This window comes from Salmonella sp. SA14318 (genome assembly GCF_029866905.1).
Classification (GTDB): domain Bacteria; phylum Pseudomonadota; class Gammaproteobacteria; order Enterobacterales; family Enterobacteriaceae; genus Salmonella; species Salmonella enterica.
The window spans coordinates 21191-45616 of record NZ_CP123282.1; the positions used below are offsets into that span (position 1 = coordinate 21191).

Annotated in this window: 27 protein-coding genes, 1 pseudogene and 1 other annotated feature; of the genes and pseudogenes, 21 read left to right on the top strand and 7 right to left on the bottom strand. The window is 57.3% G+C overall.

The window, feature by feature from the left end; all coding sequences use genetic code 11:
* Positions 1-53 precede the first annotated feature (53 nt).
* The 10 genes from QEN32_RS00080 (at position 54) to QEN32_RS00125 (ending at position 9077) form a co-directional block, all read left to right on the top strand.
* A complete protein-coding gene (locus tag QEN32_RS00080) occupies positions 54-1454 on the top strand; it encodes a cytochrome-c peroxidase (protein ID WP_000724469.1) in 1401 nt (466 codons plus the stop codon).
* 5 nt (positions 1455-1459) lie between these two features.
* Entirely contained in the window at positions 1460-2077 is a 618-nt protein-coding gene (gene ccmA / locus QEN32_RS00085) for a cytochrome c biogenesis heme-transporting ATPase CcmA (protein ID WP_265322416.1), read from the top strand.
* Positions 2074-2733 carry a heme exporter protein CcmB gene (gene ccmB, locus QEN32_RS00090; protein ID WP_000990028.1) on the top strand — a complete coding sequence of 220 codons (660 nt, stop codon included), beginning with the start codon at positions 2074-2076 and terminating at the stop codon, positions 2731-2733. The genes ccmA and ccmB overlap by 4 nt, the downstream gene beginning before the upstream one ends.
* Positions 2734-2784: 51 nt before the next feature.
* The gene (locus QEN32_RS00095) at positions 2785-3522 is read left to right on the top strand and encodes a heme ABC transporter permease (protein WP_000265996.1); all 738 of its coding nucleotides are present in this window, start codon (positions 2785-2787) and stop codon (positions 3520-3522) included.
* The gene (gene ccmD, locus QEN32_RS00100) at positions 3519-3731 is read left to right on the top strand and encodes a heme exporter protein CcmD (RefSeq protein ID WP_000074110.1); all 213 of its coding nucleotides are present in this window, start codon (positions 3519-3521) and stop codon (positions 3729-3731) included. The genes QEN32_RS00095 and ccmD overlap by 4 nt, the downstream gene beginning before the upstream one ends.
* Positions 3728-4207: a cytochrome c maturation protein CcmE gene (gene ccmE, locus QEN32_RS00105; RefSeq protein ID WP_001053600.1), complete on the top strand. Its 480-nt coding sequence runs from the start codon at positions 3728-3730 to the stop codon at positions 4205-4207. Before ccmD ends, ccmE begins: the two co-directional genes overlap by 4 nt.
* Positions 4204-6135: a heme lyase CcmF/NrfE family subunit gene (locus QEN32_RS00110; protein ID WP_000982510.1), complete on the top strand. Its 1932-nt coding sequence runs from the start codon at positions 4204-4206 to the stop codon at positions 6133-6135. Before ccmE ends, QEN32_RS00110 begins: the two co-directional genes overlap by 4 nt.
* On the top strand, positions 6132-6689 hold the full coding sequence (dsbE, locus tag QEN32_RS00115; RefSeq protein WP_063814174.1) for a thiol:disulfide interchange protein DsbE: 558 nt from the start codon (positions 6132-6134) through the stop codon (positions 6687-6689). Before QEN32_RS00110 ends, dsbE begins: the two co-directional genes overlap by 4 nt.
* Positions 6686-7729 (top strand): cytochrome c-type biogenesis protein CcmH, encoded by a 1044-nt coding sequence (locus QEN32_RS00120; RefSeq protein ID WP_265322426.1) that lies wholly within the window; start codon positions 6686-6688, stop codon positions 7727-7729. Before dsbE ends, QEN32_RS00120 begins: the two co-directional genes overlap by 4 nt.
* Positions 7730-7850: 121 nt before the next feature.
* Positions 7851-9077, top strand: a complete 1227-nt coding sequence (locus QEN32_RS00125; RefSeq protein WP_265322178.1) for a DUF3748 domain-containing protein — start codon at positions 7851-7853, stop codon at positions 9075-9077.
* A gap of 1 nt (position 9078) precedes the next feature.
* Here QEN32_RS00125 and QEN32_RS00130 read toward each other — a convergent pair whose 3' ends face one another.
* Positions 9079-9411, bottom strand: coding sequence for a YceK/YidQ family lipoprotein (locus QEN32_RS00130; RefSeq protein WP_001581211.1), 333 nt, complete (start codon positions 9409-9411; stop codon positions 9079-9081).
* 242 nt (positions 9412-9653) lie between these two features.
* Positions 9654-9727 (top strand) — a sequence feature (ROSE (Repression Of Heat Shock gene Expression) occurs in the 5'-region of heat shock genes and acts as an RNA thermometer to modulate expression.).
* On the opposite strand from QEN32_RS00130, the gene ibpA reads away from it, so the two are divergent.
* From ibpA to QEN32_RS00160, 6 genes are all read left to right on the top strand, one after another.
* Positions 9721-10134 (top strand): small heat shock chaperone IbpA, encoded by a 414-nt coding sequence (gene ibpA / locus QEN32_RS00135; RefSeq protein WP_001532742.1) that lies wholly within the window; start codon positions 9721-9723, stop codon positions 10132-10134. It overlaps the preceding feature by 7 nt.
* 109 nt (positions 10135-10243) lie before the next feature.
* Entirely contained in the window at positions 10244-10672 is a 429-nt protein-coding gene (gene ibpB / locus QEN32_RS00140; RefSeq protein ID WP_001246919.1) for a small heat shock chaperone IbpB, read from the top strand.
* Positions 10673-10859: 187 nt separating this feature from the next.
* Entirely contained in the window at positions 10860-12521 is a 1662-nt protein-coding gene (locus QEN32_RS00145) for a putative transporter (RefSeq protein WP_001279781.1), read from the top strand.
* A gap of 444 nt (positions 12522-12965) precedes the next feature.
* Positions 12966-13313, top strand: coding sequence for a YidH family protein (locus tag QEN32_RS00150; RefSeq protein WP_000703964.1), 348 nt, complete (start codon positions 12966-12968; stop codon positions 13311-13313).
* Complete coding sequence (locus QEN32_RS00155) at positions 13303-13665, top strand: DUF202 domain-containing protein (protein WP_001113454.1); 363 nt, start codon at positions 13303-13305, stop codon at positions 13663-13665. The genes QEN32_RS00150 and QEN32_RS00155 overlap by 11 nt, the downstream gene beginning before the upstream one ends.
* On the top strand, positions 13662-14192 hold the full coding sequence (locus QEN32_RS00160) for a radical SAM protein (RefSeq protein ID WP_265322179.1): 531 nt from the start codon (positions 13662-13664) through the stop codon (positions 14190-14192). Before QEN32_RS00155 ends, QEN32_RS00160 begins: the two co-directional genes overlap by 4 nt.
* Positions 14193-14273: 81 nt before the next feature.
* Here QEN32_RS00160 and dsdA read toward each other — a convergent pair whose 3' ends face one another.
* Positions 14274-15596, bottom strand: a complete 1323-nt coding sequence (gene dsdA / locus QEN32_RS00165) for a D-serine ammonia-lyase (RefSeq protein WP_000427986.1) — start codon at positions 15594-15596, stop codon at positions 14274-14276.
* A 17-nt stretch (positions 15597-15613) separates the two neighbouring features.
* On the bottom strand, positions 15614-16951 hold the full coding sequence (gene dsdX / locus QEN32_RS00170) for a D-serine transporter DsdX (protein ID WP_280144436.1): 1338 nt from the start codon (positions 16949-16951) through the stop codon (positions 15614-15616).
* Between the two features lie 225 nt (positions 16952-17176).
* Here dsdX and dsdC point away from each other — a divergent pair, with 225 nt between their 5' ends.
* Positions 17177-18100, top strand: coding sequence for a DNA-binding transcriptional regulator DsdC (gene dsdC, locus QEN32_RS00175; RefSeq protein WP_001541637.1), 924 nt, complete (start codon positions 17177-17179; stop codon positions 18098-18100).
* 63 nt (positions 18101-18163) lie between these two features.
* On the top strand, positions 18164-19249 hold the full coding sequence (locus QEN32_RS00180; RefSeq protein WP_265322180.1) for a cellulase family glycosylhydrolase: 1086 nt from the start codon (positions 18164-18166) through the stop codon (positions 19247-19249).
* Here QEN32_RS00180 and emrD read toward each other — a convergent pair.
* From emrD to QEN32_RS00200, 4 genes and pseudogenes are all read right to left on the bottom strand, one after another.
* Positions 19176-20360 carry a multidrug efflux MFS transporter EmrD gene (emrD, locus tag QEN32_RS00185; RefSeq protein WP_000828744.1) on the bottom strand — a complete coding sequence of 395 codons (1185 nt, stop codon included), beginning with the start codon at positions 20358-20360 and terminating at the stop codon, positions 19176-19178. The two genes, QEN32_RS00180 and emrD, sit on opposite strands and share 74 nt — an antisense overlap.
* A 202-nt stretch (positions 20361-20562) precedes the next feature.
* On the bottom strand, positions 20563-21423 hold the full coding sequence (locus QEN32_RS00190) for a DMT family transporter (RefSeq protein ID WP_001531658.1): 861 nt from the start codon (positions 21421-21423) through the stop codon (positions 20563-20565).
* 92 nt (positions 21424-21515) lie between these two features.
* Positions 21516-21605, bottom strand: a complete 90-nt coding sequence (gene tisB / locus QEN32_RS00195; RefSeq protein ID WP_000117642.1) for a type I toxin-antitoxin system toxin TisB — start codon at positions 21603-21605, stop codon at positions 21516-21518.
* Positions 21602-21716: pseudogene (locus tag QEN32_RS00200) on the bottom strand (hypothetical protein). The gene tisB and the pseudogene QEN32_RS00200 overlap by 4 nt, the downstream one beginning before the upstream one ends.
* A gap of 522 nt (positions 21717-22238) precedes the next feature.
* On the opposite strand from QEN32_RS00200, the gene ivbL reads away from it, so the two are divergent.
* The 3 genes from ivbL (at position 22239) to ilvN (ending at position 24426) form a co-directional block, all read left to right on the top strand.
* Entirely contained in the window at positions 22239-22337 is a 99-nt protein-coding gene (gene ivbL / locus QEN32_RS00205; protein ID WP_001541152.1) for an ilvB operon leader peptide IvbL, read from the top strand.
* Between the two features lie 106 nt (positions 22338-22443).
* Complete coding sequence (ilvB, locus tag QEN32_RS00210; protein ID WP_000168439.1) at positions 22444-24132, top strand: acetolactate synthase large subunit; 1689 nt, start codon at positions 22444-22446, stop codon at positions 24130-24132.
* 3 nt (positions 24133-24135) lie between these two features.
* Complete coding sequence (gene ilvN, locus QEN32_RS00215) at positions 24136-24426, top strand: acetolactate synthase small subunit (RefSeq protein WP_001171826.1); 291 nt, start codon at positions 24136-24138, stop codon at positions 24424-24426.

Genomic DNA, 24426 nt, shown 5'->3' on the forward strand with positions numbered 1-24426 from the left:
TAAAAAAATAAAATTTAATTAATCATGCCGCAATACCCCATAAGGATAGTGATATGAAAAAAATTACCCTCTATGCGACAACGGTTATCACCGTTGGGCTGTTATGTTATTTAGGTTTGTCCGGGTATGTATGGTATTACGACAAACAGCGCAGTAAAAAAAGCGATGTGCAGGCCTCGGTTGTGGGTGAAAATAATAAAATACTGGGTTATTTCAGGGAGAAAGGATGTGATTATTGTCATACGCCTTCCGCTGAATTACCTTTTTATTCCTCTTTTCCGGTGGCAAAGCAGCTAATGGATTACGATATCCAGCTCGGCTACAAATCGTTTAACCTGGAGGCGGTACGGGCCGCCCTGATTGCGGATACGCCGGTGCCGCAAAGCGAACTGAATAAAATTGAATGGGTTATGCAACATCAGACTATGCCGCCAACCCGCTATGTCGCGCTGCACTGGGCGGGGGGCGTCAGCGATAAAGAGCGTACTGACATCCTGAACTGGATAGCCGATCAGCGTGAGCGCAACTATGCCAGCGCCGATACCGACGCCGCGCACCGGAATGAACCCGTTCAGCCTATTCCGCGCAATATTCCCGTCGATGCGAAAAAAGTCGACTTAGGTTTCCGTCTTTATCATGATGAACGTTTATCCGGCGACAGCACAATATCCTGTGCGCATTGTCACGCGTTAAATGCGGGCGGTGTCGATGGCAGAAAAACCTCAATTGGCGTTGGCGGTGCGGTAGGACCAATAAATGCGCCGACGGTATTCAACTCCGTATTTAATATCGAACAATTTTGGGATGGTCGTGCTGCAACCCTGCAGGAGCAAGCAGGCGGACCACCGTTAAATCCTATTGAAATGGCCTCTAAATCCTGGGATGAAATTATTAGCAAGCTTGATAAAGATCCTGTCCTGAAAAAAGATTTCCAGGCGGTTTATCCGCAAGGATTTACCGGGGAAAATATTACTGATGCGATCGCCGAATTCGAAAAAACGTTGATAACGCCGGATTCCGCCTTTGATAAATGGCTACGTGGAGATGAAAATGCGCTGACCGCGCAACAGAAACACGGTTATCAATTATTTAAAGAAAATAAATGTGCAACCTGTCACGGCGGTATCATTTTAGGCGGGCGCTCTTTTGAACCATTGGGATTAAAGCGAGACTTTAATTTTGGCGAAATTACCGCAGCGGATATTGGTCGTATGAACGTCACCAAAGAGGTTCGCGATAAATTACGGCAAAAAGTCCCGGGCTTACGCAACGTCGCGTTAACGGCGCCTTATTTCCATCGGGGCGACGTACCGACGCTGGATGGCGCGGTAAAACTGATGCTGCGTTATCAGGTTGGCACCGATCTGCCGCAAAACGATATTGACGATATCGTCGCCTTCCTGGAAAGCCTGACCGGTGTTTATACGCCATATCAACCTGAATATGCGCAATGACAATGATGCTTGAAGCCAGAGATCTGTACTGCGAGCGGGACGAGAGGACGCTGTTTCGCGGGCTGTCGTTCACCGTGGACGCCGGGGAGTGGGTGCAGGTCACCGGCGGCAACGGCGCCGGAAAAACCACCCTGCTGCGCCTGCTGACCGGGCTGGCGCGCCCGGATGGCGGGGAGGTGTACTGGCAGGGCGAACCCCTGCGCCGCGTGCGTGACAGCTTCCATCGCAGCCTGCTGTGGATAGGGCACCAGCCGGGGATAAAAACCCGCCTGACGGCGCGGGAGAACCTGCACTTCTTCCACCCCGGTGACGGCGCGCGCCTCCCGGAGGCGCTGGCGCAGGCCGGGCTGGCGGGATTTGAGGACGTGCCGGTCGCCCTGCTCTCGGCCGGGCAGCAGCGCCGGGTGGCGCTGGCCCGCCTGTGGCTGACCCGCGCCGCTCTGTGGGTGCTTGACGAGCCGTTCACCGCCATTGACGTTAACGGCGTGGCGCGCCTCACCCGGCGGATGGCGGCGCACACGGCGCAGGGCGGGATGGTCATTCTCACCACCCACCAGCCGCTGCCGGGGACCGCGGACACCGTCCGCCGCCTGGCGCTGACCGGCGGGGGGGCCGGGCTGTGATGTGGCGTGTCTTCTGTCTCGAACTGCGCGTGGCGTTCCGCCACGGCGCGGACATCGCCGGCCCGCTGTGGTTCTTCCTGATGGTCATCACCCTGTTTCCGTTAAGCGTCGGGCCGCAGCCGCAGCTGCTGGCGCGTATCGCGCCGGGCATCATCCAGGTGGCGGCGCTGCTGGCCTCGCTGCTGGCGCTGGAGCGGCTGTTTCGCGACGACCTGCAGGACGGCAGCCTGGAGCAGCTGATGCTGCTGCCGGTGCCGCTGCCGGCGGTGGTGCTGGCGAAGGTGCTGGCCCACTGGGCGGTGACCGGCCTGCCGCTGATTATGCTCTCCCCGCTGGTGGCGCTGCTGCTGGGGATGGACGTGTACGGCTGGAAAATCATGGCGCTGACGCTGCTGCTCGGCACGCCGGCGCTGGGGTTTCTCGCCGCGCCGGGCGTTGCGCTGACGGCCGGGCTGCGGCGCGGCGGCGTCCTGCTGGGCATTCTGGTGCTGCCGCTGAGTGTCCCGGTGCTGATTTTCGCCGCCGCGGCGATGGACGCGGCATCGATGCATTTACCCGCTGACGGCTATCTGGCGGTGCTGGGGGCGCTGCTGGCGGGCAGCGCGACGTTAAGCCCGTTCGCCACCGCGGCGGCGCTGCGCCTCAGCGTGCAGTAGCGCCCCGGCGCGACGGACATTTTACTGGTTTCAGGAGGTCAGGTGACGACTATGTGGAAAACCCTTCATCAGCTGGCGGCGCCGCCCCGGCTGTATCAGATTTGCGGCAGGCTCGTGCCGTGGCTGGCGGCAGCCGGCATCATCGCGCTGGCCACCGGCTGGGTCCGGGGCTTTGGTTTCGCCCCGGCGGACTACCAGCAGGGGGAGGGCTACCGCATTATGTACCTGCATGTCCCGGCGGCCATCTGGTCGATGGGTATCTATGCGGCGATGGCGGTGGCGGCGTTCACCGGGCTGGTCTGGCAGATGAAAATGGCCAGCCTTGCCGTCGCGGCGATGGCGCCGGTGGGGGCGGTGTACACCTTCATCGCGCTGGTCACCGGCGCGGCGTGGGGCAAGCCGATGTGGGGCACCTGGTGGGTGTGGGACGCGCGCCTGACCTCGGAGCTGGTGCTGCTGTTTCTCTACGCCGGGGTCATCGCCCTGTGGCACGCCTTTGACGACCGTAAAATGGCCGGGCGCGCGGCGGGCATTCTGGTGCTGGTCGGCGTGGTGAACCTGCCGGTTATCCACTATTCCGTCGAGTGGTGGAACACCCTGCACCAGGGCTCGACGCGGATGCAGCAGAGCATCGACCCGGCGATGCGCTCGCCGCTGCGCTGGGCCATCGCCGGTTACCTGCTGCTTTTTATGACGCTGGCGCTGATGCGGATGCGCAACCTGATTTTACTGATGGAAAAACGCCGCCCGTGGGTGAGCGAACTGATACTGAAAAGGGGGCACCGGTGAGTCCGGCATTTTCATCGTGGAGCGATTTTTTCGCCATGGGCGGGTACGCCTTTTTTGTCTGGCTGGCGGTGGCGATGACCGTGGCGCCGCTGGCGCTGCTGGCGCTGCACACGGTGCTGCAGCGCCGGGCCATTCTGCGCGGCGTGGCGCAGCAGCGGGCGCGCGAGGCGCGGATGCGTGCCGCACAGGCGCAACAGGAGGCGGCGTGAACCTGCGACGTAAAAACCGGCTATGGGTGGTCTGCGCGGTGCTGGCGGGCCTGGCGCTGACCACCGCCCTGGTCCTGTACGCGCTGCGCGCGAATATCGACCTGTTCTATACCCCCGGCGAAATTCTCTACGGCAAGCGCGAGACGCAGCAGCTGCCGGCGGCGGGCCAGCGCCTGCGCGTCGGCGGGATGGTGATGCCCGGCAGCGTCAGGCGCGACCCGGACTCGCTGAAGGTGAACTTCAGCCTCTACGACGCCGAAGGGTCGGTGACGGTGAGCTATGAGGGGATACTGCCGGACCTGTTCCGCGAGGGGCAGGGGGTGGTGGTGCAGGGCACCCTGGAGAAGGGCAACCACGTCCTGGCGCACGAGGTGCTGGCCAAGCATGACGAGAACTACACCCCGCCGGAAGTGGAAAAGGCGATGCAGGAAAACCACCGCCGCCCGCAACGCGCTGATAAGGACACCTCATCATGATGCCTGAATACGGCCACGCGCTGCTGTGCCTGGCGCTCGGCGTGGCGCTGCTGCTGTCCGTTTACCCGCTGTGGGGCGTGGCGCGCGGCGACGCGCGGATGATGGCGTCGGCCGGGGTGTTCGCCTGGCTGCTGTTCATCTGCGTGGCGGGCGCGTTTTTCGTGCTGGTGCACGCCTTTGTGGTTAACGACTTCACCGTGGCCTATGTCGCCGGCAACTCGAACACGCAGCTGCCGGTGTGGTACCGGGTGGCCGCCACCTGGGGAGCGCACGAGGGCTCGCTGCTGCTGTGGGTGCTGCTGATGAGCGGCTGGACCCTGGCGGTGGCGGTGTTCAGCCGGCCGGTGCCGGCGGATATCGTCGCCCGGGTGCTGGCGGTGATGGGGATGGTCTGCGCCGGTTTTCTGGCGTTCATCCTGTTCACCTCCGGCCCGTTCGCCCGCACGCTGCCGGCCTTTCCGGTGGAGGGGCGTGACCTGAACCCGCTGCTGCAGGACCCGGGGCTGATTTTCCACCCGCCGCTGCTGTACATGGGCTATGTCGGCTTCTCGGTGGCCTTCGCCTTCGCCATCGCCGCGCTGCTGAGCGGGCGTCTGGACAGCGCGTTCACCCGTTTTGCCCGCCCGTGGACGCTGGCGGCGTGGGTGTTCCTGACGCTGGGCATCGTGCTCGGCTCGGCGTGGGCCTACTACGAGCTGGGCTGGGGCGGCTGGTGGTTCTGGGACCCGGTGGAGAACGCCTCCTTTATGCCGTGGCTGGCGGGCACCGCCCTGCTGCACTCGCTGGCGGTCACGGAACAGCGCGCCGGCTTTAAGGCGTGGACGCTGCTGCTGTCCATCTGCGCCTTCTCGCTGTGCCTGCTGGGCACCTTCCTGGTGCGCTCCGGGGTGCTGGTGTCGGTGCACGCCTTCGCCTCCGACCCGGCGCGCGGGATGTTTATCCTCGCCTTTATGGTGCTGGTCACCGGCGGCTCGCTGCTGCTGTTCGCCGTGCGCGGGCACAGGGTGCGTTCGCGGGTGAACAACACGCTGTGGTCGCGCGAGTCGCTGCTGCTCGGCAACAACGTCCTGCTGATGGCCGCCATGCTGGTGGTGCTGCTGGGCACCCTGCTGCCGCTGGTGCACAAACAGCTGGGGCTGGGCAGCATTTCGGTGGGGGAGCCGTTCTTTAACACCATGTTCACCTGGCTGATGGTCCCCTTTGCCCTGCTGCTGGGGGTGGGGCCGCTGGTGCGCTGGGGCCGGGACCGGCCGCGTAACATCAGGAAACTGCTGTGGGCTGCCGTTGTCACCACCCTGGTGCTGTCGGTACTTTTGCCATGGCTGCTGGAAGATAAAATCATCGCCATGACGGCGGTGGGGATGGCGATGGCCTGCTGGATTGCGGTGCTGGCGGTTGCCGAAGCCGTACAGCGCGTGTCCCGCGGCACGAAAACCTCTCTCAGCTACTGGGGAATGGTGGCGGCGCACCTCGGGCTGGCGGTGACGATTACCGGCATCGCCTTCAGCCAGAATTACAGCGTGGAGCGTGACGTGCGGATGCGGGCGGGCGACAGCGTGACCATTCACGACTACCGCTTCACCTTCCGGGAGGTGCGGGACATCACCGGCCCCAACTACCGCGGCGGGGTGGCCCTCATCGGGGTGACGCGCCACGGCGAGCCGGAGGCGGTGCTGCACGCGGAGAAACGGCTCTACAACACCAGCCGGATGGTGATGACCGAGGCGGCGATTGACGGCGGGCTGACCCGCGACCTGTACGCCGCGCTCGGGGAGGAGCTGGACAACGGCGCGTGGGCCGTGCGCCTGTACTACAAACCGTTTGTCCGCTGGATATGGGCCGGGGGGCTGCTGATGGCGCTGGGCGGGCTGCTGTGCCTGGCGGACCCGCGCTACCGCCGCCGTAAACCATTGCCGGAGGCCGGATGAAACGCAACGTACTGTTATTACCGCTGCTGATTTTTCTGCTGATTGCCGCGGCGCTGCTGTGGCAGCTGGCGCGCAACGCGCAGGGCGATGACCCGACGAATCTCGAATCGGCGCTGACCGGAAAGCCGGTGCCGGCGTTCCGCCTGGAATCGCTGGAGACACCGGGTCAGTACTATGAGGCGGAGGTGCTGACGCAGGGGAAACCGGTGCTGCTTAACGTCTGGGCCACCTGGTGCCCGACCTGCCGCGCCGAGCATCAGTACCTGAACCAGCTTTCTGCGCAGGGTATCCGGGTGGTCGGGCTGAACTATAAGGACGACCGGACGAAGGCGGTGGCCTGGTTAAAAGAACTGGGCAACCCGTATGCGCTGAGTTTATCGGACAGCGACGGGATGCTGGGGCTGGACCTGGGCGTGTACGGCGCGCCGGAAACCTTCCTCATCGACGGCAACGGGATTATCCGCTACCGCCATGCGGGCGATTTGAATGCCCGGGTATGGGAAAGTGAACTGAAACCGCTGTGGGACAGATACAGCCGGGAGGCGGCGCAATGAGACTGTTACCGGGCATGGTGATGCTGATGCTGGCGCTGGTTATCGCCGGGTCAGCGCGGGCAACCACCGACGTGATGCCGTTTAAAGATGAAGCGCAGGAGCAGCAGTTCCGCCAGCTCACGGAGCAGCTGCGCTGCCCGAAATGCCAGAACAACAGCATTGCGGACTCGAACGCGATGATAGCCACCGACATGCGCCGCAGGGTGTATGACCTGATGCAGGAGGGGAAGAGCCGCCAGGAAATCATCGATTATATGGTGGCGCGCTACGGCAACTTTGTCACCTACGACCCGCCGCTGACCCCGCTGACGGTGCTGCTGTGGGTGCTGCCGCTGGCCGCCATCGTGGCGGGCGGGTGGATAATCGTTGCCCGCACGCGCCGGCGGGTGCGCCTGCGCCGGGAGCCGCTGCCGGCGGACACCCCGGTTTGCGGCGCGCGCGCCGGGTGGGGCGTTTACGTGCCGGGTGTGGTTATGGCGCTGGTCGTGGCCGCCATCAGTTACTCACAGACCGGCAGCTATCCGCAGGTCAGGGCCTGGCAGCAGGCAACGGCGCAGACGCCGGGACTGCTGGCGCGGGCGCTGGACCCGCAGGCGCAGCCGCTGAATGAGGAGGAGATGGCGCGGCTGGCGCTGGGGCTGCGTACCCGCCTGCAGAATGATGCCGGCAATGTTGAGGGCTGGCTCATGCTGGGGCGCACCGGTATGGTACTGGGTAATGCCGGTACCGCCACCGGGGCGTATGCGAACGCTTACCGTCTGGACCCGAAAAACCGCGATGCGGCGCTGGGCTATGCGGAGGCGCTGACGCGCTCGTCCGACCCGGAGGATAACCGCCGCGGCGGGGAGCTGCTGCGCCGGCTGGTGAGCCGCGACCACACGGATATCCGGGTGTTAAGCCTGTATGCGTTTAACGCCTTTGAGCAGCAGCGCTTTGGCGAGGCGGTGGCGGCCTGGGAGATGATGCTGAAGCTGCTGCCGGCGGGTGACGCCCGGCGGGCGGTGATAGAGCGCAGTATCCGGCTGGCGCAGGAGAAATAATGCCCTGACGGCCCGGTGGCGTGGCGCCACCGGGCCTGGTTATCCCAATGATACGCTAAAGCCTGAAAGTAAAGCCCGTGTGAAGTATGATGGCGAGCATCGTCTCTTATCAGGACATCTCATGAAACAAATCACCTTTACGCCGCGCCATCACCAGCTTACCAACACCAATACCTGGACGCCTGACAGCCAGTGGCTGGTCTTTGATGTACGGCCTTCAGGCGCGTCATTTACGGGCAAGACCATTGAGCGTGTCAATGTGCATACCGGCGACGTGGAGGTGATTTATCGCGCCGTGCAGGGCGCGCATGTCGGTGTGGTGACGGTGCATCCTGCCGACAATCACTATGTGTTTATTCATGGCCCTGAAAACCCTGATGAGACGTGGCATTACGATTTCCACCACCGCCGGGGCGTTATTGCAACGCCGGGGGGCGTGACTAACCTCGATGCGATGGATATTACTGCGCCGTATACTCCCGGCGCGCTGCGCGGCGGCAGCCACGTCCATGTGTTTAGCCCGAACGGCGAGCTGGTGAGTTTTACCTATAATGACCACGTTCTGCATGAGCGCGATCCGGCGCTGGATCTGCGTAATGTCGGCGTGGCCGCGCCGTATGGGCCGGTAACGGTGCCGGTTCAGCATCCGCGCGAATACAGCGGTAGCTACTGGTGCGTACTGGTTAGCCGCACGACGCCTGCGCCGAGACCTGGCAGTGATGACATTAACCGCGCCTATGAAGAGGGCTGGGTGGGCAACCGCCAGATCGCCTTTATTGGCGATACGCTGTCGCTGACGGGCAAAAAAGTCCCGGAGCTGTTTATTGTCGATTTACCGTGTCATAAAAACGGCTGGAAACAGGCAGGCGACACGCCGCTGACGGGAACCGAATCAACGATGCCATCGCCGCCGTTGGGCGTAGTTCAGCGGCGTCTTACCTTCACTCACCAGCGTGTTTATCCTGGACTCACTAACGAACCACGCCACTGGGTCCGCAGTAATCCGCAGGCGACGGCGATCGCCTTTTTGATGCGGGACGATAACGGCGTAGCGCAACTGTGGCTGATATCGCCGCAGGGAGGCGAGCCCCGGCAGTTAACGCATCATGCGACCGGCGTACAGTCAGCGTTTAACTGGCATCCGTCGGGTAAATGGCTGGGACTGGTGCTGGAAAACCGGATTGCCTGCTGCGACGCACAAAGTGGGAGGATCGACTTCTTAACCGCCAGGCACGACAACCCGCCGTCTGCGGACGCCGTCGTTTTTTCACCGGATGGGCGACACGTCGCATGGATGGAAGAGGTGAAAGGGTTCCGTCAGCTATGGGTGACGGAAACCGGGCGATAAATCAGGGAGGAGGCATCTTCGCCGGGGGGATGACGGCATTGGTCATTTTCGTCTCCTCCTCGCTTTTCTCGACGCGCGATCTTACCGAACTGTCTTTGCGGAAGATGTCCCACGGCAGAAGGATCGTATCCATCACGGCGGTAAACGGCATATCCAGGATGGCCAACGATTTTGTGCCCCAGTTTGTCTCATCGTTACCGATCATCGTAGCGCTGGCGCGCGTGCCAGGATAAGTGCCTTCTTTACCGCCGGTGTGCGACATGACGCTTGAACAACCGCTTAATAAAAGCATCCCATTCCATATTATCAGCGTTAACCACACGTTTTTTATCATCACTCATTCATCTGTTGGTTGTCGTTATTTGCATGATGAGTTATAGCGATCCGTTGCTAAAAATAACATCACCAGTACGTGGCACTGTGGCGGTAATCGCACTTTAACAATCAGTGCTGTCCCAACCAGTCTATGCAATAGCCAATAAACTGCAAAAAAAAGTCGGATTAAAATACTTGAAAAGTACGTATTCAGACCCATTTATAAGACGTAGTGAATAGAAGGGCACGCCTGATGGGTGTTCTGGCAATCCTGGCCTGTCCATGATGGAAGGTCTGACATTCTCGCTGATTTCAGGAGTTTATGATTATGCGTAACTTTGATTTATCCCCGCTGTACCGTTCTGCCATTGGTTTTGACCGTCTGTTTAACCTGCTTGAAAATAACCAAAGCCAAAGTAATGGCGGCTACCCTCCGTACAACGTTGAGCTGGTAGACGAAAACCACTACCGCATCGCCATTGCCGTTGCCGGTTTCGCGGAAAGCGAACTGGAGATTACTGCCCAGGATAATTTACTGGTGGTAAAAGGCGCTCATGCGGACGAGCAGAAAGAACGTACTTACCTGTATCAGGGCATTGCCGAGCGTAACTTTGAGCGTAAGTTCCAGTTAGCGGAGAACATTCACGTTCGCGGCGCAAACCTGGTCAACGGGCTGCTGTATATCGAGCTGGAGCGCGTGATTCCGGAAGCGAACAAACCGCGCCGTATCGAAATTAACTGATTCCGTCGGGTCGCGTTGCGCGGCCTGTCATCCCATGCTCGCCGTCAGGGAGCATATTCGCACGTAAAGTGTGAAGGTAAAAACTCGCTTCTTAGAAGGAGAAATGATTATGCGTAACTACGATTTATCCCCACTGCTGCGTCAATGGATCGGTTTTGACAAGCTGGCCAATGCGCTGCAAAACAGCGGCGAAAGCCAGAGCTTCCCGCCCTATAACATCGAAAAAAGCGACGATAACCATTATCGCATTACCTTAGCGTTAGCTGGTTTCCGTCAGGAAGATCTGGATATTCAACTGGAAGGCACGCGCCTGACGGTGAAAGGCACGCCGGAACAGCCGGAAAACGAGCCCAAATGGTTACATCAGGGCCTGGTCATGCAGCCTTTTAGCCTGAGCTTTACGCTGGCTGAGAATATGGAAGTTTCCGGCGCGACGTTTACCAACGGCCTGCTGCATATTGATTTAACCCGTAACGAGCCGGAAACCATTGCGCCGCAGCGTATCGCCATTAACGAACGCTCCGCATTAAATAGCTAATAAGCTCCTTGCCTTGCCCCGCCAGAGATGGCGGGGCTTTTTTGTGCCACGAAAAAGGTAAGACGCTGCCGAAGTCAGGACGTCTGGGCGGTTTTGTAACATGAGAATGTGCGCCATGCTGTATATATGCCTTAACGGTTCAGTCATAATCCCTATAAATTGAAATGTTACTCACAGGGAAGAAAAGATGAGTGATATCGCATTGACGGTCAGCGTTCTGGCGTTGGTGGCGGTTGTCGGTTTATGGATCGGCAACATTAAAGTGCGCGGTGTCGGCTTTGGTATTGGCGGCGTTCTGTTCGGCGGTATTATCGTCGGCCACTTCGTCGATCAGGCTGGGGTGACGCTGAGCGGCGATATGCTGCACTTTATCCAGGAATTCGGCCTGATCCTTTTTGTTTATACCATCGGCATACAGGTGGGGCCGGGGTTTTTCGCCTCGCTGCGTGTTTCCGGGCTACGTCTGAATCTGTTTGCCATTCTGATTGTGATTATGGGCGGGTTGGTCACCGCGATTCTGCATAAAATTTTCGCTATTCCGCTGCCGGTGGTGCTGGGGATTTTCTCCGGCGCAGTCACCAATACGCCTGCGTTAGGGGCGGGTCAGCAAATCCTGCGCGATCTGGGAACGCCAGTGGATCTGGTAGATCAGATGGGGATGAGCTATGCGATGGCGTATCCGTTTGGCATCTGCGGTATTTTGCTCACCATGTGGCTGATGCGGCTGATTTTTCGCGTTAACGTCGAGGCGGAGGCGCAGAAGCACGAATCCTCTCTCGCTAACGGTCATTCATTAATTCAGACAATGAATATCCGTGTCGAGAATCCGAACCTCAATAATATGGCTATCCAGGATGTGCCGATCCTGAACAGCGATAAAATCATTTGCTCACGCCTGAAACGCGACGACACGCTGATGGTGCCGTCGCCGGGGACGATTATCCAGGCAGGCGACCTGCTGCACCTCGTCGGCCAATCTACCGACCTGCATAACGCGCAACTGGTGATCGGCAAGGAAGTGGACACCTCGTTGTCGACGCGCGGCACGGATTTACGCGTCGAGCGTGTGGTCGTCACCAACGAAAAAGTGCTCGGCAAACGTATCCGCGATTTGCACTTTAAAGAGCGTTATGACGTGGTTATCTCCCGCCTTAACCGCGCGGGCGTTGAGCTGGTCGCCAGTAGCGACGCCAGCCTGCAGTTTGGCGACATTCTCAATCTGGTGGGGCGTCCTGCCTCGATTGATGCGGTAGCCAATGTGGTCGGCAACGCGCAGCAAAAACTCCAGCAGGTGCAGATGCTGCCGGTGTTTATCGGCATCGGATTAGGGGTTCTGCTTGGGTCAATCCCGTTGTTTGTGCCGGGATTCCCGGTCGCTTTAAAACTGGGGCTGGCCGGCGGGCCGCTGATCATGGCGCTAATTTTGGGGCGTATCGGCAGCATCGGTAAGCTGTACTGGTTTATGCCGCCGAGCGCCAACCTCGCGCTGCGTGAGTTAGGCATCGTTTTGTTTCTGGCGGTCGTTGGGCTGAAATCCGGCGGCGATTTTGTCGATACGCTGACGCAGGGCGAAGGATTAAGCTGGATTGGCTACGGTATTTTCATCACCGCTATTCCGCTGATTACCGTCGGTTTGCTGGCGCGGATTTTTGCCAAAATGAACTATCTGACGCTGTGCGGGATGCTGGCCGGTTCGATGACCGATCCGCCAGCGCTGGCATTTGCCAACAATCTTCATGCCACCAGCGGCGCGGCGGCGCTCTCTTACGCGACCGTCTATCCGTTAGTGATGTTCCTGCGTATTATCACGCCACAACTGCTGGCGGTGATTTTTTGGGGAATGGGTTAGCGCCTGATGGCGCGTTGCTTATCCAGCCTACGCACTGTGTTAAATCCAGGCTGGATAACGCGCGCCGCACCGGTCACACTTCTGCTCTTCTTCTTATCTCCTTCCTCAATGAACGTGCTAATCAGCGTAATGGCAACGAGCATAATTCCATTTTATTTCAGTTGGTTATCAATCTTCATCGCCTTTTTTTTTCGTCGCGACGGGTAGTTTTTCAGCTTTTAATTCGGCAATAATGCCTTTCCTGGCGGTGGCGTTGAAAAAGGTCGCAACTGAAATGAAAAATAGCGGCAATGAGCGCGGTTGCGCCGAAACGCATCACCAGTGAACTACAGTTATTTTGCAATAAGATTCCCTTGCTGCGGGATAATGTGAAGCATATCAGCAACAACGTGAGTGGTATTCTGAAAACGAACGGGAATACATAAGAACGTAAAAGGAGTCGTCATGAAGATTTCCCGCCTCGGAGAAGCGCCGGATTATCGCTTCTCACTGGCAAATGAGCGCACCTTTCTGGCGTGGATTCGCACCTCGCTGGGATTTCTGGCGGCAGGCGTCGGTCTTGATCAGCTCGCCCCGGATTTTGCCACGCCGGTGATCCGTGAACTGCTGGCGCTACTGTTGTGTCTGTTTGCGGGCGGCCTGGCGATTTATGGCTATCTACGCTGGTTACGTAATGAAAAAGCGATGCGTCTGAAAGAGGATTTGCCCTATACCCACAGCCTGTTGATCATCAGCGTTATTTTGATGATTGTCGCGGTGATTGTAATGGGGCTGGTACTGTATGCCGGATAGTCGTAAAGCCCGTCGGCAGAACGATCCGGGACTGCAACCGGAGCGTACGTCGCTGGCCTGGTTTCGCACGCTGCTGGGATACGGGGCGTTAATGGCGTTAGCCGTCAGGCACCACTGGCATCAGGCGGGGTTCTTGTTCTGGGTGTCGATCAGCGTTCTGGCGATAGTGGCGGTGATTCTTTGGCGTTATACCCTGAGTCGTAATTTGATGGATGTCGCGCATAGCGATTTTTCCGAAACTCATGTCGTGCGTGACAAATTTTTGATCTCCCTCGCGGTGTTGTCGCTCGCAATCCTGTTTGCTGTTACCCATATTCGCCAACTTATTGCATTTATCGGGAATTTTATATGACAGGACGTCAGGACATTGTCGTGAGTGATGACCAGATTCAGGTCGTCGTAAATCGCCAGAATAGCCAGCGCCCTCAGCAACTGTACCGTAACTTACAACGGCTCGGCATTCGCAATGTCCATTTTATCCCATTGTTGGAACATGACCGGAACGGAATGTTGACCGAGGATTCATTGTGTTCAGCAGACTGGGGGCGGTTTTTAAATAGCGTATTTGATATTTGGGTACGTGAAGATATTCAGCGTATCTCGGTCCGCCTTTTTGATGAGACGCTACAGCAGTGGTGCGGCGGCAGGAATGGCGCTGAAGCGCCGGACAAGGCGCCGCTAAGCGCTGAATGTCAGAAGTGCTCTTTATTACGATTTTGCGGCGGCGGATGCCCCGAGCATCGGGATAGCCAGGGGAAAAATCAGCTTTGCGAGGGCTACCAGATCTTTTTTAACTACTCCTCGCCGCATATGCGGGTGATGCGGGATTTACTGAAACAGCATCGCTCGCCGGAGGAGTTGATGGCGATGCTGCGTTAACGTCACAGGCCTGATAAGCGTAGCGCCATCACGCGATGGCGTGCCGGATGGCGCTGCCGTCTTTCCGGCACTGAGCGAGTATTAGCGTCCTTTCGCCAGGTATTGTTCCATTTCATCCTCCGGCACCATGCCGCCCCCGGTTGCCCATACCAGATGCGTCGCGTTGCCGAGCTGCGTCTGACTGAATCCATGCCTTTGCTGATACGCGGCGGCGGCGCAAATGCGCTGTGGCCCGGCCATCCCCGCCAGAGCTGATGGCTCCAGTCGAATTCCTTCCTCCTGCGCCAGCCAGCCCAGCATGTCGTACATTGTTTGATCGTCTAAGGTATAGAGGCCGTCAAGCAGACGCTCCATTGCCCGCCCAACAAAGCCCGAAGCGCGACCTACCGCCAGGCCGTCAGCCGCCGTCAGGTTATCAATACCGATATCTTGTACTGAGATGGCATCGTGCAGACCGGTATAAACGCCGAGTAACATGCAGGGTGAATGGGTCGGTTCGGCAAAGAAACAGTGGACGTTGTCGCCAAACGCCAGTTTCAGGCCAAAGGCGACGCCGCCAGGGCCGCCGCCAACGCCGCACGGCAGATAAACAAACAGTGGGTGACTGGCGTCAACGACGCGTCCCTGCTGCGCGAATTGCGCTTTCAGACGCTGACCCGCTACCGCATAGCCCAGAAATAGCGTGCGAGAGTTTTCATCATCGATAAAGAAACAGTTTGGATCGGATTGCGCTGCTTTACGACCCTGCTCAACCGCCACGCCGTAATCATCTTCGTATTCCACGACCGTCACGCCGTGGCTACGCAGCTTCGCTTTTTTCCAGGCGCGGGCGTCGGCAGACATATGTACCGTCACTTTAAAACCGATGCAGGCACTCATGATACCGATCGATAGCCCCAGATTGCCGGTTGAACCGACGGCGATACTGTACTGGCTGAAGAATTGTTTAAATTCCGGCGAAAGCAACACGCTATAGTCATCGTCGGTGGTTAACAGACCCGCCTCCAGCGCCAGTTTTTCCGCGTGCGTTAGCACCTCGTAGATACCGCCGCGCGCTTTAATGGAACCAGAGATTGCCAGGTGACTGTCTTTTTTTAACAGCATTTCACCGTCGATCGTTTGCCCATACTCTTTTTCCAGCCGTTTTTGCATGGCCGGAATAGCGACCACGTCAGATTCGATCATGCCGCCAGCGGCAGCGGTTTGCGGAAACGCTTTCGCCAGATACGGCGCAAAGCGCGCCAGACGGTCATGGGCAGCGTTTACGTCCTGCTCCGTCAGGCCGACATACGGTAGACCTTGTGCAAGAGAGGTGGCGCCCGGGTTAAACCAGGTGGTTTCTTTGAGGGCGACCAGATCCTCGACCAAAGGATACCGGGCGATGAGCTTTTGTATGTTTTCCATAGTACGTCTCTTTACGATCAGATGATAAAGGAAAGCAGGAATGTGCCAGCCAGTGCAACGACAGATGCGATAAACGTGGCCGTCGTATAGTATTTAAACGTTTCATTCAGCGTAGCGCCGCAATACTGCTTGACCAGCCAGAACAGGGAATCGGTCACGATCGTGCAGCCAATGGCGCCGGAACCAATGGCAATCGCAATGATCTCCGGGCTGACGTCAGGATAGAGCGGCAGCATGGGCGCAACAATCGCGGTGGCACCCATCATCGCCACCGTCGCAGAGCCGACCGCCGCGTGCAGAATCAGCGCTACCAGCCATGCCAGCAGAATCGGGTGCATATGCATATTTGAGAGGATCACCGCCAGCGTGTCCGCCAGCCCGCTACTTTTGAGAATGGCGTTGAACGCGCCGCCCGCGCCGATAATCAGCAGGATGTTCGCAATGGCGCCAAAGCCGTTTTCGGTGTGGGTAAGTAGTGTGCCCATACCCATATGCTGGCGCAGACCGAGTATGTAATACGCCACAAAGACAGCGATAAACATTGCGGTGATCGGATTACCGATAAACTCCAGCAGCGTATACAACGTGCCGTCTTTCGCCATATTCAGTTCAGCGACGGTTTTCACCAGCATCAGGCCAATCGGCAACAGAACGGTAAACAGCGTTGCGCCCAGCGATGGCAGGGTGTTTTCGGCGCGCACTTCAAGATCCGCAAACTCTGTCGGTACGGGCTTGAACGGCAGACGATTACCCAGAAACTTTAAGAACAGCGGGCCGCCGATCAATGATGCTATCAGTCCGACCAGCAGACCGTAGACAATCACCGAGCCGATATCCGCCCCCAGTTTATTTGCGACAAACAGCGCAGCCGGATGCGGCGGTACCACGCAATGGACGGCCATCAGCGCGGTACACAGCGGAATGGCCAGCTTCAGCAGCGAGGTGTGGGTTTTTTTAGCGATAGAAAACGCCAGTGGGATGAGCAACACGACGCCCACTTCCACGAACAACGTGATACCGCAAATCAGCCCCACCAGTACCATGATCACGTCAGCAGAGAGCCAGCGGCAGCGCTGGAGCGTAAGCCCGATGCGTTCCGCCGCGCCGGAAACCTCCATCATTTTGCCGAGGATGGTGCCAAGACCGATAACGGCGGCCAGAAAACCGAGCGTACCGCCTATTCCGTTTTCTATCGCCGTGACCATCTCCAGCGGCCCCATGCCCATCATCGCGCCGACAAAGAAACTGGCGAGCAGTAACGCCAGGAAGGGGTGGAATTTAAACTTCACGATGGTCAATACGATTAACACGATGCTGATCAGCAGCGTGCTCACTACCCAGATTTGAGCGTGCATATCTCACCTACCCTGTGATTAATCTGTTCTTATTGGACAGAAAAACAGCACCTCCTGACAAACGATATAATTTGCCATTCACATGATGTAAATTGAATCAACTATGTGATTTCCATCTAATATTGCCTTTATTTTGCGATATGGTTCATTTTGCTTCATCTATGTGCGGATTTTTTCAGCGTGTTTTTTTACACTTCGGGAAATTAAAAGATGACTGAGGTTGCCATGGAACCCCTTCGCGATACCCGAAACCGCTTACTCAACGGTTGGCAGTTATCCAAACTCTATACTTTTGAAGTCGCGGCCAGACACCAGTCCTTTGCTCTGGCGGCAGATGAGCTGTCGTTAAGCCCAAGTGCGGTAAGCCATCGTATCAATCAACTGGAAGCCGAGTTGGGAATCCAGCTATTTGTCCGCTCTCACCGTAAAGTGGAGCTTACCCATGAAGGCAAACGGGTATTCTGGGCGCTGAAATCGTCGCTGGATACGTTGAATCAGGAAATCCTCGATATCAAAAATCAGGAACTGTCCGGCACGCTGACCGTGTATTCACGTCCCTCTATCGCCCAGTGCTGGCTGGTGCCTGCGCTGGGGGACTTTACCCGTCGCTATCCGTCAATTTCTCTCACTATGCTGACCGGCAACGATAACGTTAACCTACAGCGTGCCGGCATTGACCTGGCTATCTATTTTGACGATGCGCCGTCGGCGCAGCTCACGCACCATTTTTTAATGGATGAGGCGATTTTGCCCGTTTGCAGCCCGGATTACGCCCGTCGTTTCGCCTTGCAGGACAACCTGAATAACCTGCGGCACTGTACGCTCTTACACGACAGACAGGCGTGGAGTAACGATTCGGGCACCGATGAGTGGCACAGTTGGGCGCAGCATTTTGCAGTAAATTTGCCGGATTCATCCGGCATTGGCTTCGATCGTTCTGATTTAGCGGTGATTGCCGCGATGAACCACATTGGCGTGGCGATGGGGCGTAAACGGCTGGTGCAAAAGCGTCTCGACAGCGGAGAACTGATTGCGCCTTTTGGTGACATGAGGCTGAAATGTCATCAGCATTATTATGTCACCACTCTGCCTGGCAGGCAGTGGCCGAAAATCGAGGCATTTATTCGCTGGTTGCAGGAACAGGTGTGAAGATTTATTACGCTTTGTCGCTACACCTGCCGGGAGTGAATATGCTAAATACGTGCTATCACCGTGGTAAAAATTTTAGGGGGCGTCGTGTTTAAACCGCTTATTGCCTCTCTCATGCTGACCAGCGCGGTCGTCTATGCGAAACCGATGCCTTTGACGGCGGCGCGCTATGCGCAGCAGCTTGGCGTTGGGATGGATGTTGACTGGGCGCGAACGGAACGGGGTATCCGCGAGTTTGATCCGCTGGTCGTGCGGGATTTTAAGGCAAAAGGGTTAACGCATGTCCGTATTCGTGTGGCAGGCGCGCCGACGGAAGCGCGCCTCATCCATTTGCGTAAGCTGGTAGAGGCCTGCGAATACTATGGCGTCATACCCATTATTGCCTATCAGGCGGATGCGTATAAAACCGATCCCAGCGCCAGCCATGAAAAGGAGCTGATCAACTGGTGGAGCGTGGTTGCGCGCTATTTTGGCCAGACATCCCCGCTTCTGGGGTTCGATCTCATTTATGAGCCTGCCGACAAACTCAATCATAATATGGCGTCGCTGAATCGCGTATATGACAAAACCATCCGCCTGATTCACGCCATTGACCCACAGCGGATGATTTTCGTTGCCCCCCGAATGCGCGCCGCGCCGGAGGATTTGTCGGCGCTTAAACTGCCGGCGCAAAGCCAGAACTATGTACTGGCGGAGTGGCACATCTTCCCGTGGGGACCCCTGAAAAGCGGCGGTAAATATCCGTGGACGTCAGGCACGGCGGCGGAAAAAGCGGCGATTCGGGCACGGATCAACGCTGCGGTTCGCTGGCAGCATAAGACTGGCCATGCAAGCTGGGTGGGCGGATGGGCGCCGGGAGAGTCGATAAAAATGACGCCGGTCGCTTCACAGTTCGCGTTTGCCCGTTTTATGGCCTGCGAGCTGAAAAAAGCGCATATCCCGTATGCGATAAACGCGGACACTCAGTTTTATGACGGCGAAGAAGGAGCGTGGCGTCCGGCGCAGGAGCCCCTGCTCAATGCGATGATCGCGCCGGAATGTGAAACGCCCGACAAAAAGCCGGGCGAGGGGAACGTTAAACCGTCTGTCCCTGATGCGATATCCGTGACGCCAGCGGCAGCCAGCACGCCAGGATCAGCAACCCCATAAGGGTCATCAACAGTCCCAGGCTGCCCTGACCGGTTTGCGGCAGCATTGCCGAAAGCCACGCCAGTACGCCGGAACCAATATTTTGCAGCCCGCCGACCAGCGCGCCAGCGGTGCCTGCGAGGAACGGAAACGGCTCCATCGCGCCGCTGGTGGCCAGTGGAAATAACATCCCGGCGCCGAAGAAAAACAGCGCTGCGGGGATGAGTAGCGTCCAGACGTTCATCACGCCAAACCAGCCGGGAATCCACATCATAAGACCTGCCAGCAGACAGCAAATAACTGACTGCCACATCAGGGTTGAGAAGCGTTTATTCGGGCGTCCGGCAAACCAGGCGCCGAAGAACGCCGCCGGAATCGGCAGAATAAACAGAATGCTTACCACCATACTGCTGAGACCTAATACTGCCCCCATCAGCACGCCGGAACAGGCTTCAAAGACCGCAATGCCAGCCAGCCCGCCGATTAGCATCAGCAGGTAACAGTTAAATGCGCCGTTGCCAAACAGCGTTTTATAGCTGGCGATCAGCCGTGTGCGCGGCGCGCCGGCGGGGCGGGTTTCCGGCATCCAGCGCGCCATGCTGAAGGTGACGCCAGCGCAAAGCACCAGCAGGAAAGCGTAACACGCGCGCCAGTTCCATAGGGTATCCAGCAGACCGCCAATCAGCGGCGCTAACAGCGGGCTGACCAGAATCCCCATATTTAACAGGCTATTGGCGTGACGAAGTTGCGTTCCTTCATACAGATCGCGCGGGAGCGTTCTCGCCATTACTCCACCAACGCCGGTTCCCATCCCTTGCATGGCGCTGGCGGCAATCAACACCGTCAAACTATGCGTGGTCATGGCGATCAGGGTCGCTACCATAAAAATAGACATGCCGACGAGGATTACCGGGCGGCGCCCAACCCGGTCGGAAAGCGGGCCGTAAAACAGTTGCGAGACGCCGTAGGTCAGGAGGTAAGCAGCCATTACGCTCTGGACGGCGCCTTCCCGGACGTTTAGCGCTTGTGCCATATCGGCGATGGCGGGAATATAAATGGTTTGCGCCATCTGCCCTACGGCTACCAGTAACACCAACATCAACAACAAATTGACGTTTCTCTGCCTTTTCATTTCGCTGATTACTTTTCAAAAAAAGAAAAAATAAGAATAACTTGCTGCGCATTCCCATAAATGCGAGAGGAATCTATCACACCAGAAAAAGAAGGCCAGACAGCGACCAGTAATGGCAGGGGAAGGAACGGCAGGATATGTAAACAAAAGCGGCAACAAATGTTGCCGAGAATGTGTTACGTCTGCGGCTGTTATTGGGCGATCATGACAGACGGAGTAAAATCGCCCCGAGGGCAATCCCGCCCGCCGCCACCAGACGTAGCCCGGCCACTTTCTCTTTAAGCAACAGCCAGGCTATCAGCGCGCCGAATAAAATCGACGTCTCACGCAGCGCGGCGACCACCGCCAGCGGCGCCTGGGTCATGGCCCATAGCGCCAGCCCATAAGATCCCATAGTGCCAATCCCGCCAAAAATGCCTTTTTTCCACTGTTGCGCCAGATAACGCGACGCTTCCCGCCGCCGCGCAATCATCGCCCAGGTTAACAGGCAGGCGCCGTTGAGAAAAAATGACCATAGCGTATAGCCCAGCGCCGTTTCGGAGAGTCTTACGCCGGTCCCGTCCACCAGCGTATATCCGGCAATAAAACAAGCGTTAGTTAATGCCAGCACGACACCACGTTGAGAGCTGGCGCGGCCATTACAGGCCATCCCAAGTATCGCCATGCAGATCACTGCGATGCCGACCCAGGCCATCGACGACAGGCTGTCGCCAAGAAACAGAACGCTAATGAGCGCCACCAGCAGCGGCGCGGTGCCGCGCATAAGAGGATAGGTCTGGCTCATGTCCGAGACCTGATAGGTTTTCGCCACCAGGACGGTATACACCACCTGGAGCGCGGTAGAGGCCGCTAAAAAAGGGATACTGGCGTGAGCTGGCTGCGGCGAGAAGGGCAAAAGGATCAATGCCATGACCGCCGCGGAACCGCTGACGCCGATCGCGGCGTAGAGCTTATCGTTTCCCGCTTTGACAATGGCGTTCCAGCTGGCATGTAGCAGCGCGGCGAACAGCAAAATGCAGAAAACGGAAAGGGTCATAGCGTCAGGCGTCGTTGAGGGTGTCATAAAAACGTAACATACCCGGGAAGCGAAAGACCAGCGGATAAGGTGAAAGGGGAGCGGTTGCCCGCTCCCCTTCGGTGCGGCTTGAATCTGAATTACTTAAGGTATTTCAGAACAGCATCAAGCAGTTGCAGTGCTGCAACAATGAGTTTCAGGATAAGAATGGTGATATCCACTACGCTCATACGCGTCTCCTGTGGTTAAGGAGCACTGCCAGCCGACGTACCTTTCCGCTGCCTGTTGCCAGCTGTTGCGCACGCGATCCCTTTTGCGAGGAATAGTGTGCGTGTTGACATAACACAGTGTGCTCACGAGGGGGTTAAGGCGCTGACGGCACCACCCGTTTCAGCCAGGACTTCGTTGCGCCGGTTTACGATGCGGCCCCCGCATAACACATTGTGTCAAAGACATTATAGTTAAGTACTGTATAAATGAACAGTAATTTATAGACAGAACGGAGCTTCTGATCCATACTCAAATTCATCAAAATTCGCGCCGAAATTGCGCGTTCTGCACAGAACGCGTATACTTCTGCTGTTGACATAACACAGTGTGCTTCGCGGCTACCACCCGCATTACGCTGTAAGAACCTCGCTTCGGCGAGGTTTTTTGTTTTCCGGCATTGTGAAATGCGTGATCATCAATCCCGGCGATTACCGGAGGGCGCTACGCTTATCACGCCTATACTCAAAGCGTGTAAATTCGTAGAAAAATGTGATCGCTGACGCATTTTTGTGCAGATGAAAACTTTTCCGTTGTCATGCTGAAAGCGCTGTGCTTGTATAAAACGTGTTAATAACAAACAGACAAGGCCCCTAATGAACCCTTCCATGCTGAACGCGACCCTACTAACAACTGCGCCATCTCGCGCAGTGGTCGTCGTGCGTGTGGTGGTGGTCGTCGGCAATGCGCCGTAGGGTCCGGAACACACACGATTCCAAAACCCCGCCGGCGCAAACCGGGCGGGGTTTTTTGTTTAAGACACCTTCCCGGAACGTCGGCTCAGAATAAAAGGAATGGAGCATGGCAAGTTCGGGCACAACATCTACACCTCAGCGCTTTACGGGCGCGGAATTTATTGTTCATTTTCTGGAGCGCCAGGGGATTCGTATCGTCACCGGCATTCCCGGCGGTTCGATCCTCCCCGTTTACGACGCGTTAAGCCAAAGCACGCAAATCCGTCATATTCTGGCGCGCCATGAACAAGGCGCGGGGTTTATTGCGCAGGGGATGGCGCGAACGGAGGGTAAACCTGCTGTTTGTATGGCCTGTAGCGGACCGGGCGCGACCAATCTGGTCACGGCTATTGCCGATGCGCGCCTGGATTCCATTCCGTTAATCTGCATTACCGGGCAGGTTCCGGCGTCCATGATCGGTACTGACGCGTTTCAGGAAGTGGATACCTACGGTATCTCTATCCCCATCACCAAGCACAACTATCTGGTCAGAAATATCAACGAGCTGCCTCAGGTGATGAGCGATGCTTTTCGTCTGGCGCAGTCGGGACGTCCCGGCCCGGTGTGGATAGACGTTCCTAAAGATGTGCAGACGGCGACAATTGAGCTGGATGCGTTGCCGTCGCCGGCGGAAAAATCACCCCCGCCGGAGTTTAGCGCGGAGAGTATCCGCGAGGCCGCCGCAATGATTAACGCGGCGAAGCGTCCGGTGCTGTATCTGGGCGGCGGCGTGATCAATGCGCCGACACGCGTGCGCGAACTGGCGGAAAAAGCGCAACTGCCGACGACAATGACCTTAATGGCGCTGGGAATGCTGCCTAAGGCGCATCCGCTGTCGTTAGGAATGCTGGGGATGCACGGCGCGCGCAGTACCAATTTTATTCTGCAAGAGGCCGATTTACTGATTGTCCTGGGCGCGCGTTTTGATGACCGGGCGATTGGCAAAACGGAGCAGTTTTGTCCGAACGCCAAAATCATCCATGTGGATATCGATCGCGCCGAGTTAGGCAAAATTAAGCAGCCGCATGTGGCTATTCAGGCGGATGTCGATGATGTACTGGCACAGTTAATTCCCCATATCGAGGCACAGCCGCGGGAAGCATGGCATCAGTTGGTGGCGGACTTGCAGCAAGAATTCCCTTGCAGTATTCCCCAGGAAAATAACCCGCTTAGTCACTATGGGCTGATTAATGCGGTCGCCGCCTGTGTGGACGACAACGCGATTATTACCACTGACGTAGGTCAGCATCAGATGTGGACCGCGCAGGCTTATCCGCTCAACCGTCCGCGTCAGTGGCTGACTTCCGGCGGGCTGGGCACCATGGGGTTTGGTCTGCCCGCGGCGATTGGCGCGGCGCTGGCGAATCCGGGCAACAAGGTGCTGTGTTTTTCCGGCGACGGTAGTTTGATGATGAATATTCAGGAGATGGCTACCGCCAGTGAAAACCAGTTGGATGTGAAAATTATCCTGATGAATAACGACGCGCTGGGACTGGTACATCAGCAACAGAGTCTGTTCTATAAACAGGGCGTTTTTGCGGCAACCTATCCGGGAAGCATCAACTTTATGCAGATTGCCGCCGGGTTTGGTCTGGATACCTGTGATTTGAATAACGAAGCCGATCCGCAGGCGGCGTTGCAGGCTATCATTCGTCGTCCTGGACCGGCGTTGATCCATGTGCGCATTGATGCAGAAGAAAAAGTGTATCCGATGGTGCCGCCGGGCGCGGCAAATACAGAGATGGTGGGGGAATAAGCCATGCAGAAACAATCACATGATAACGTTATTCTGGAGCTGACCGTTCGCAACCATCCTGGCGTGATGACCCACGTCTGCGGGCTGTTCGCCCGACGCGCTTTCAACGTTGAGGGTATTCTCTGTTTACCGATTCAGGGCAGCGATCAGAGCCGCATCTGGCTTCTGGTCAATGACGATCAGCGGCTTGAACAGATGATCAGTCAGATCGATAAACTGGAAGACGTGGCGAAGGTGGTACGAAACCAGTCCGATCCCACCATGTTCAATAAAATTGCCGTCTTTTTTGAGTAA